Raw genomic sequence first — 273 nt, 5'->3', positions numbered from 1 at the left:
TGGTTTACTATAACAACTATCGATATCAGTGGGACTTAAAAAAGATGACCCCTATTCAATATAGGAATCATCTTCTAGTTGCTTAATCTCTTTTTTTATTGTGTCCTTGACATAGGTGCCAGTTTAGCGGATACTCTTTTTACTTCGCCCGGCAGCGTCCTACTCTCACAAGGGGACAGCCCCTAACTACCATCGGCGCTGAGAAGCTTAACTTCCGTGTTCGGTATGGGAACGGGTGTGACCTTCTCGCTATCGCCACCGGACTATTGGATT

At 45.1% G+C, this 273-nt stretch carries 1 protein-coding gene and 1 rRNA gene; one reads left to right on the top strand and one right to left on the bottom strand.

The features are described 5' to 3' along the window. Nucleotides 1-86, top strand: an 86-nt coding sequence (locus PZE06_RS29315) for an IS3 family transposase (RefSeq protein ID WP_275791704.1), incomplete at its 5' end; no start/stop codon positions are given. A gap of 60 nt (nucleotides 87-146) precedes the next feature. Here the strand turns inward: PZE06_RS29315 and rrf are convergent. Then, a 5S ribosomal RNA gene (rrf, locus tag PZE06_RS29310) occupies nucleotides 147-263 on the bottom strand. Nucleotides 264-273 lie beyond the last annotated feature (10 nt).

It is taken from the genome of Robertmurraya sp. DFI.2.37 (assembly GCF_029211245.1).
GTDB classification, from domain to species: domain Bacteria; phylum Bacillota; class Bacilli; order Bacillales; family Cytobacillaceae; genus Robertmurraya; species Robertmurraya methanolica_A.
The sequence above is the reverse complement of the archived record's forward strand: the minus strand, read 5'-3'. Positions and strand labels throughout refer to the sequence as shown.